Origin of the sequence: Streptomyces zinciresistens K42, from assembly GCF_000225525.1 — a bacterium.
GTDB classification, from domain to species: Bacteria; Actinomycetota; Actinomycetes; order Streptomycetales; family Streptomycetaceae; genus Streptomyces; species Streptomyces zinciresistens.
This window is the reverse complement of record NZ_AGBF01000257.1, coordinates 1-7,658: the sequence shown is the minus strand read 5'-3', so window position 1 is coordinate 7,658 and position 7,658 is coordinate 1. Positions and strand designations below refer to the sequence as shown.

Sequence of the window (7,658 nt, the reverse complement as noted above, 5' to 3'; positions counted from 1 at the left end):
GGGGCGGGCACGCCCTGCGGCGGCACGGTCCCCCCGAGGTTGTTGCCCGCGGCGGCCGTTCCCGCGGAGTGCTCGCCGGCCATGACGACGGCACCCTCGGCGACGCCGTCGCCCCCGTCCTCGGCGGCGCGGCCACGGCGCCGTCCGGTGCCACTGCCCGCCTCGCCGCCCGCGTCCGCGGACGCGGGCGGAAGCTCCGGCGCGGCGGCGGCCCGCCTGCGCCTGCGTCCGGTGGGAGCCGCGCCCCCGTCCTCGGCGGACGCCTCGGCGCCGTCCTCGGGCGGGTCGCTGTCCAGGAAGGCGTCCACGGAGGACCGGCGGGCCCTGCGCCGCCCGCCGCCGGAGACCGGCGCGTCCCCGCCCATGGTGCCGTCGCCGTCGCCGCCGCTGCCGTCGGCCTCGGCCGGCACGGCGTCCACCGGGGCGGCGGGAACGGCTCCCGCCCCGCCCCCGATGGGCACTTCGAGCACGAACGCGCTGCCGCTCATCCCCGGCACCTCGTGCGTCTGGAGGACGCCGCCGTGGGCCCGCACGATCCCGCGCACGATCGGCTCGTGCACCGGATCGCCGCCGGGATAGGGGCCGCGCACCTCGATGCGGACGACCTCGCCGCGCTGCGCGGCCGCCACGACCACGGTGTTGTCCATGTAACCGCCCGCCGACACCGGCGCGTTGCCGGTCGCGTCGACGCCCGCGACATCCGCGACGAGATGCGCGAGCGCGGTCGCCAGGCGCTGCGGGTCCACCTCGGCCTCGATGGGCGGCGCGTGCACGGCGAACTGCACCCGCCCCGGCCCGATCAGCTCCACGGCCCCGTCGACCCCCGCGGCGACGACGGCGTCCAGCATCACCTTCGTACGGTGCACGACGTCGGCGCCGGAGTCGAGCCGCTGGTAGCCGAGGACGTTGTCGATCAGCGTGGTGATCCGGGAGTACCCCGCGGACAGGTGGTGCAGCACCTGGTTGGCCTCGGGCCACAGCTGGCCCGCGTCGTCCGCGGCGAGCGCGGCGAGGTCGCGGCGCAGCTCGTCCAGCGGTCCGCGCAGCGACGTCCCGAGCAGGGTCAGCAACTGCTCGTGCCGCCCGGCCAGCGCCTCGTAGCGGTCCTTCTCGCGTTCCCCCAGGGCGGCGTAGCGCTCCTCGCCCGCGGCGAGCTCCTCGGTGCGCCGCTCGTCGAGCTCCGCGATCTCGGCGACGTGCTTCTGCCGCAGGGCGGTCAGCTCGGAGGCGTGCTCCTCGGCGAGGCGCTCCAGCTCCCGCTCGTGCTGGCGCAGCGCGGCGGACTTCTCCTCGGCGAGGCTGTCGTAGGGCCGCCGGTCGGTGAAGGTCATGACGGCGCCGACGAGCTGGTCGCCGTCGCGCACGGGCGCGGTCGTCAGATCGACGGACACCTCGGCGCCCGCCTTGGACCACAGCACCTGCCCCCGCACCCGGTGCTTGCGCCCGGAGCGCAGCGTGTCGGCGAGCGGGGACTCCTCGTACGGGAAGGGCGAGCCGTCGGCGCGGGAGTGCAGCACGAGGGTGTGCAGCTCGCGGCCGCCGAGGTCGCTGGCCCGGTAGCCCAGTATCTGCGCGGCGGCCGGGTTGACCAGCACGATCCGCCCGTCGGTGTCGGTCCCGACGACGCCCTCGGAGGCGGCCCGCAGGATCATCTCGGTCTGCCGCTGCGAACGCGCCAGCTCGGCCTCGGTGTCCACGGTGCCGGTCAGATCGCGTACGACGAGCATCAGCAGCTCGTCACCGCTGTAGCCGTAGCTGTCGTAGCCCTGCTGGCCGATCTCCAGATTCGCGGACGTGACCTCGACCGGGAACTCGCTGCCGTCGGTGCGCCGCGCGATCATCCGGGTCGGCTTGGTCCGCCCCTGCGGATCCATCTGGTCGGGGCGCCGCATGGACCCGGGGATCAGCTTCGAGTCGAACTGGGGCAGCAGATCGAGCAGTCCCCGCCCCACCAGGGCGGTCCCCGGCGTCTCGAACGCCTCCAGGGCGATGGTGTTGGCGTTGACGACGGTCCCATTGGCGTTGACCAGCACCAACGCGTCGGGAAGCGCGTCGAGTATGGCTGCGAGGCGAGCAGCGCCTCGGGATGGCCTGCTGCTCACGAGACGCTTCCTCCCTGTTACCGCACCTTGCCGACCGCTCGGGCCATCTTGCCAACCGGCCCGCGGCGTGTCACGCGAGGGAGTCTAAAGGCTGGGGTTGCGCGCGCGACGCCGGATGAGAGCGAGGTCGCACGAGGAAGTGACCCGGAACGTACGACCGGCCGTGCCGTCACCCCTCCCGCGTCGGCCGACGGGCCTTTCCGGCTTCGCGAGACCTTCGCGGGACATTTACGGATGCGGTGCTTCCGGTATGGAAAACCCGTACGTTCCCCGAGCCCCGGCCCGGCGCGCCGCTACGACCGCCGCCCGCCCGCCCGCAGATCGGGGAGCAGCGGTACGAGGCCGTCCCACCGGGCGATCTCGCAGCCGTTGCTCCGGTCGAACCGCGCGTCGACCGGCCGCCCGGCCCAGGTCCCGGTGACCCGCGCCGTCGCCGGTCCGCCGTACTGCATGGTGCAGGGGCCGTCGGGCGGTACGGGCGCGAACGTGTCCTTCCCCCAGCGCGTCTGCCGGTCGAGCGTCGCGCACGCGCGCTCGGCGTCGGGGTGGTCGCCGCCCGCCGGACGGCACACGAGCGTGTACGTGCGGTCGGGCCCGCCCGCGTCGCGGACCGCGACGGTGAGCCGGTCGCCGGAGCGGCCGGCCTCCTTCAGCCCGGGGAGGGCGGCCGCCCGCGCGGGGGCCGCGGGCGCGACGACACCGGTGCCGAGGCCGACCAGGGCGAGGAGGAAGCCGGCGGCGAGGGCGGTCACCCGGCGCGGACGCCGGGCCGGGCGGGCGGGGCGTCCCGGGAGGGCCTTGCGGGGAGGCGGTACGGGTCGGGCGGGGGCGAGGGGAGCGAAGTGGGCGGCGGGGGTGGCGAGGGCGTCGGGGGCGCCGGAGGTGGCCTGCAACATGACCTGACCAACGCGGCGCACCCCCCGGACGTTGCGGGCGCGCCCGCGCTCCGACGCCACCGGCAGCACGCCGGGAAAGGGCTTTGCCCTGCGCCCTTCGTGCCTAGTACCGTGGGAGTCGATTGGTGACAGCACGCTCGACTGTGTCATCATCTGCACGCACCACTCGCGCTCGCGCGGGCGGCTGTGCTGGAGGCGTCGCCTAGTCCGGTCTATGGCGCCGCACTGCTAATGCGGTTTGGGCCTTAAAGCCCATCGAGGGTTCAAATCCCTCCGCCTCCGCGCGCGATCAAGAAGCCCCGGTCCCCGGACCGGGGCTTCGTCGTTCACACGACCGGGTCCGACAGCCCCGCTCAGGCCGTTTCCGCAGCTCACAAGGGGTGCGGCAAACGGATTTCACATGGCGGCGGCAGTCATGTAATGTTCTTCCTGTCGCCGCGAGCGGGCCGCAAGGACCGGAGAGCGGCGAGAAAACTAAACAAGCACTCGTAGCTTAACGGATAGAGCATCTGACTACGGATCAGAAGGTTGCAGGTTCGAATCCTGCCGAGTGCACAGCATGTCAGAGGCCCTGTGGAGTGATCCACAGGGCCTCTGTCTTATGCCCTGCCGGGAGGGTTGGCCGGTGGTCGAATCGGCGGCTGTGTTCGGGGGCGCGCGGACGGTCGCCGGGATCTTCGGTGACGGGGTGCCGATCGGGGGTCCTGTGACCGGATCAGTCAGCTCAGAGTCTTGCTCACTTCGGGGAGGGTGGGCCGGTCCGCTGGCGTGTGGCTGAGCATGGCGTCGATCAAGGCGCCCAGCGTGCCGGGCACCTTGACCTCCCGGCGCCGTCCGTTCGCGACGGCCTCTCGCTGTGCTGTGCGGGGAGCGTCGTCCGGGTACTCCATTGCCCGCCGGCCGGTGGCGGAGATGAGGAGGGAGGCGCCGAGTGCGTAGACGTCGGCTTCGGGTGTCGGCTCGGCTTGGCCGGTGTCGAGGACGCTGCGTGCGATCTCGGGGGCCTCGTAGTGGACGAGGCAGCCGCGGAACGGGAAGTCGTACCCCTCGGGCACGTGGCCTCCCCGTGCAAGGGCGAGGTCGATGAGGTGCGTTCGTTCCGGGCCGATGATGAAGTGGGCGGGCTGTACGTCACCGTGCGCCCAGCCCTTGGCGTGGAGTACGGCCAGCGCCTCGACGCAGCCCAACGCCACGCTGGTGTGCGGTGCGATGGACGAGTCCGGCCTGCGGCAGGGCTCCCAGAGCTGGTAAAGGTCCGGCCCTTCGTGCCACGGCTGGAAGTTCCAGGTACCGCGTTCCCACTCGCCGTACGCGAGGTCGACCAGGCCGAGGCGCAGCAGAACGGCCCCTTCGCGTGCGGGCGCGAGGGCGGTCCAGGGCTGGGCGGCCCATTCGGCCGTGGCCTCGATCGGGTAGCCGACTTTCACGGCGTAGTGGCCGCGATGGCTTTCCACCTCCCACACCGTGGAGCCCCGGCGGTCGAGGACCAGGCGCTGGGACGTGGGCATGAGCGCGTCGAGCACCACGATCGGCAGTTCAGGGGGTGAGCTGGGCAACTCGCTTCTCCTTCCGGGCGAGCGCGGCCGACCACGAGACGAGGCCGGCCGCGTCGCTGCTGTCGTGTCCTACTCCTGGTAGTCCTGACCGTACGGACGGCCGCAGTCCGAGTCGCACTGCGCGAGGTTCGTGCCGTCCACGGTCCACAGGTCGTCGAAGACCATGAACCCGGCCGCCTTCATGGCGCGCGCCGCGGTGATGACCATCAGCAGGTCGCGGGGCCCGCCGCCCGGCTTCGGGTTGTGGTGCAGGAAGCGGCCCGCGTACCGCTCGCACAGCCTCGCGTACTCCTTCGTGTGCAGGATGAGCGCGTGCAGGCCGAGGTCCACGTCATCGGACGGGACCAGGGGGACGTTGGCGGTGGCCGCCGTGACCAGGAAGGCGACCGCCTGGTCCGCGATCCGCTCGGCACGGTCGGGCGACTGCCCGTTGTTGACGACCACGAAGTGGGTGAGGCTCTCGAACAGCTCCTCACCGGCCACCGCGCGACCGGTCTTCAGATCGTTCACTGTTGCCGTCATGCGAGTACTCCTTGTGTGTGGCGGTGCGTGGGTTGGATGGCCGGCCCCGAACGGGGAAGGGGGAGCCGGGGAGTTGGCACCCGTCCGGGGCGGCCCGTCTACTGGCCCATGGCGAGAGCCATGCCGATCACCAGGCCGCACGAGCCGCTGATCATGATCACGAACAGGACTCCTGCGTACCGGCCGACAGCGCGCATCACAGCCCGTCCCGACTGTTGCCGTTCTTGATGGCCAGGCGCGCGCTCAGTTCCTCTCGTGGACTCGGCGCCACCACGTTGTCCGGCATGGCATCCCATTCCGTGCCGCCGCCGATCGGCCTCATCTGCACCCGACCGCCGAGCGCACCCATGACGACGCCGATCCGGTCGCGGGCACTGTCCTTCGCCAGTTCACCGATGCCTGGTCTGGTCTGCTGGTTGCTCGCCATGAAAGGAGCATCGCGATCAGGGCACCCCTGCCAAAAGGTCAGGCTGATTACCCAACTTGGGTAACATCGCGGCAAGTAGAGAACCAGCGACGTTGCGTAGCCCTCGCAGTGTGGGAGCTTGCCGATGCCCGACGCAGACCGGCCGCAGGAACTGCCAGCCAGGCTGCTCACCGATCCCGAGATGATCGACGCGTGCCGAGTGCGGGACTTTGCCAGAGTCTTCCGGCTGGTGAAGATCAAGGCGGGCATCTACCCATCCATGATCGCCAGGCGCTGTGAGCTGACCCCAAGCCGTGTCGGCGAAGTCATCGCAGGGCAACGCCAGTTGCAGCACATGGACGTCATCGAGCGCATCGCGGACGGCTTGCGCATCCCCGGACACATGCTGGGGCTCGCCCGTCGGGTGTGGGAGACACCTCAAGCCCTCGTGGTCACCGAGCGAGAGGTAGTCCAGGAGCCGGAGCCCGCGCCGCAGAACCCCACGGTTCTACCGGGCCCGGACGTGGACAGCATCCTGGCGCTGGCCACGCGAACGAGTCTGAACGCGGCGTCACTTGAAGCCTTCCGCTCCTCCATCGAGGACTACTGGCGACGGGACGACCAGCACGGAGGCGAGGCACTGCGGCCGGCCATCGTCGGCCAGCTCCGCCACGTTGTGGGTCTCTTGAAGGAGAACCGACCGCCGTCCATCCAGAACGGCCTGTACAGAATCGCCGCCGAGCCGGCACGCCTCACCGGCTGGACCTACTTCGACGCCCGCCAGTACAACCAGGCCCGCGCGTACTTCACCGAGGCCCTCCAACTCGCCAAGGAGATCGACGACCGCCAGTTCATGGCCAACGTCCTTGCCTGCATGAGCTTGCAGGGCACCTACCAGGACAAGCCCGCTGACTCCCTGGCCTTCGTCACCGCCGCCCAGGACCAGGCCCGCTCGGCTGTCGACACCACCCCACGGGTCCTGTCCATGCTGTCGATGCGGGAAGCGTTCGCTCACGCCACGCTCGGCAACCGGGACTCCACTCACCGAGCCATTGGGGAGGCGCACCGCCATTTCGAGCGGATTCGGGTCAGCGACCCAGACCCGTCCTGGGTGTCGTACTTCGATGAGACGAAGCTGATCGTTGACACGGGTATTGCCCACGGCCGACTGGGCGAAGCAGCCACCGCCGAACCCCTGATCGCGGACGCTTTACGGCGCGAGGCCCGCACCAACCAGCGCGGACGGGCGTTTCACTCGTTCTGGCTGGCTCGTACACAGCTGGATCAAGGCAAGCTCGACCAGGCGTGCGACACCGCCACGCAGGCACTGGAACCGGCATCGGCAGTGGCCTCCGAGCGCGTGTCAGGCCATCTCAGGGAGTTCTACGACCAGTTGGCCCCACACAGGCAGAAGCCCGTAGCCCTGGCCTTCGAGGCGCGGCTACGGGAACTCCTCCCACCAGTCAGCGGATCGCTTCATCCATGAGCAGGTACAACAGGCCGACGAGCGAGCCGCTACTCACGACCTCCCGGCGGTCGATCATGCCCCGCACCTCGGAGAGGGGAATCCACTCGATGCGGTCGGACTCGTTCTTCTCCGTGGGCGGCCCGGCATAGGTGGCGCCGTCGATCCTGAAGACGTGGTGCTGCGAGTCGGTGATCCCGTTGGCCGGCTCGGCGTAGATCAGGGGCTTGATGGGGCCGGGGCGCCAGCCCGTCTCCTCCAGGACTTCGCGGCCCGCAGCCTCCTCTGGCGTCTCGCCCTCCTCGACCAGGCCCATGGGTAGCTCCCAGGCCCACGAGTCCGTGATGAAGCGGTGCCGCCACATCATCAGGACCTCTTGACGGTCGTTGACCACGGCGGCCACGGCCAGGTGCCGCAGGCGAACAACGTGGTACTCCCACCTGCGCCCGTCAGGCTGCTGAACGTCGACCAGACACAGATTCACCCACTTGTTCGTGTAGATCTGTCGCTCACCGTGCGTCTTCCACTCCATACCTGCGACCCCTCTCGATCGGTAACCAGGATCTCAGACCGGTCGAACGGCGGAGGCGAGTTCGGCCCTATTCGCGTCAGTGTGACGAGATAGCTGTACGCCTGACCCGCATATGCATTAGGTCGGGCTACTCAGGCATGACAGGAGTGGTGGCAGTCCGGGCCTCCTCTCGTGCTCAG

The 7,658-nt window shown here is 70.5% G+C and carries 7 protein-coding genes and 2 tRNA genes; 3 read left to right on the top strand and 6 right to left on the bottom strand.

Annotated elements, in window-relative coordinates:
- Both SZN_RS33625 and SZN_RS33620 read right to left on the bottom strand, forming a co-directional pair.
- The coding region (locus SZN_RS33625) for a PAS domain-containing protein (protein ID WP_139063648.1) at nt 1-2,102 on the bottom strand (2,102 nt) is incomplete at its 3' end.
- Nucleotides 2,103-2,395: 293 nt separating this feature from the next.
- Nucleotides 2,396-2,998 (bottom strand): SSI family serine proteinase inhibitor, encoded by a 603-nt coding sequence (locus tag SZN_RS33620; RefSeq protein WP_078509067.1) that lies wholly within the window; start codon nt 2,996-2,998, stop codon nt 2,396-2,398.
- A gap of 191 nt (nt 2,999-3,189) precedes the next feature.
- Between SZN_RS33620 and SZN_RS33615 the strand changes: the two genes are divergently transcribed.
- Both SZN_RS33615 and SZN_RS33610 read left to right on the top strand, forming a co-directional pair.
- Nucleotides 3,190-3,280 (top strand) — tRNA-Ser (locus tag SZN_RS33615).
- A 200-nt stretch (nt 3,281-3,480) separates the two neighbouring features.
- Nucleotides 3,481-3,553, top strand: a tRNA-Arg gene (locus tag SZN_RS33610).
- 164 nt (nt 3,554-3,717) lie between these two features.
- Here the strand turns inward: SZN_RS33610 and SZN_RS33605 are convergent.
- The 3 genes from SZN_RS33605 to SZN_RS33595 form a co-directional block, all read right to left on the bottom strand.
- On the bottom strand, nt 3,718-4,554 hold the full coding sequence (locus SZN_RS33605) for a protein kinase domain-containing protein (RefSeq protein ID WP_007503968.1): 837 nt from the start codon (nt 4,552-4,554) through the stop codon (nt 3,718-3,720).
- A gap of 69 nt (nt 4,555-4,623) precedes the next feature.
- Complete coding sequence (locus SZN_RS33600; RefSeq protein WP_043734476.1) at nt 4,624-5,076, bottom strand: glycine-rich domain-containing protein; 453 nt, start codon at nt 5,074-5,076, stop codon at nt 4,624-4,626.
- Between the two features lie 196 nt (nt 5,077-5,272).
- Nucleotides 5,273-5,503: a hypothetical protein gene (locus SZN_RS33595; protein ID WP_007503961.1), complete on the bottom strand. Its 231-nt coding sequence runs from the start codon at nt 5,501-5,503 to the stop codon at nt 5,273-5,275.
- Between the two features lie 124 nt (nt 5,504-5,627).
- Between SZN_RS33595 and SZN_RS33590 the strand changes: the two genes are divergently transcribed.
- A complete protein-coding gene (locus tag SZN_RS33590) occupies nt 5,628-6,968 on the top strand; it encodes an NsdA family TPR-like regulatory protein (RefSeq protein ID WP_007503959.1) in 1,341 nt (446 codons plus the stop codon).
- Here SZN_RS33590 and SZN_RS33585 read toward each other — a convergent pair.
- Nucleotides 6,946-7,479 carry an NUDIX hydrolase gene (locus SZN_RS33585; protein WP_007503957.1) on the bottom strand — a complete coding sequence of 178 codons (534 nt, stop codon included), beginning with the start codon at nt 7,477-7,479 and terminating at the stop codon, nt 6,946-6,948. The genes SZN_RS33590 and SZN_RS33585 overlap by 23 nt on opposite strands.
- Between the last annotated feature and the right edge of the window lie 179 nt (nt 7,480-7,658).